The organism is Paenibacillus roseus (genome assembly GCF_016424485.1).
Classification (GTDB): Bacteria; Bacillota; Bacilli; order Paenibacillales; family Paenibacillaceae; genus Paenibacillus_D; species Paenibacillus_D roseus.
The window spans coordinates 1-641 of the sequence record NZ_JAELUP010000098.1 but is presented as its reverse complement, the minus strand read 5'-3'; the positions used below and the strand labels follow the sequence as shown (position 1 = coordinate 641).

Sequence of the window (641 nt, the reverse complement as noted above, 5' to 3'; positions counted from 1 at the left end):
AGAAGGATTGAATTTTTGTGCCATTTTTAAGTGTTGATGCCTTTTTCTCTTAAAAAGAAAGAAATTTTTCTTTTTTTTTTTTAACGATTGTATTGTAATAGTTGATAGTCCTGGAATATTTCCTAAACGAGCTATATGTTTAAAAATTCTACGATGTATAGTTAACATTTATAAATAAATTATGTTTAATTAATTATAATTAATTAAATATAATGAGATGTAGCCAAGTGGTAAGGCATCAGGTTTTGATCCTGACATGCGAAGGTTCGAATCCTTCCATCTCAGTATTTTAATTTATCATAATTAAAATGTTTAGCCAAGATAGCTCAGTCGGTAGAGCAAAAGACTGAAAATCTTTGTGTCACCAGTTCAAATCTGGTTCTTGGCATTAAAAAAGCTGGGATAGCTCAACGGTAGAGCAATTGCCTTACAAGCAAAAGGTTATCGGTTCAAATCCGATTCTTAGCAATCATTTCAATTTAGAAAAAAGGAATTCTATATTTCCTTTTATAAAGATATTAATTATTGGTATAATATAAAGTCTAATTTTATTCCTAAAAAAAAGTACTTTTTTATTAGAATAATCACAAATTATTGGCAATTTTAATTTACAAAGAATATATGAAACATTTGTTCTATAT

3 tRNA genes are annotated in these 641 nt (G+C 27.0%); all 3 read left to right on the top strand.

Annotated features, from left to right (window positions below):
• Nucleotides 1–213 precede the first annotated feature (213 nt).
• Nucleotides 214–285, top strand: a tRNA-Gln gene (locus JFN88_RS16945).
• A gap of 30 nt (nucleotides 286–315) precedes the next feature.
• Nucleotides 316–388, top strand: a tRNA-Phe gene (locus JFN88_RS16940).
• A gap of 8 nt (nucleotides 389–396) precedes the next feature.
• A tRNA-Val gene (locus tag JFN88_RS16935) sits at nucleotides 397–468 on the top strand.
• Nucleotides 469–641: the final 173 nt, after the last annotated feature.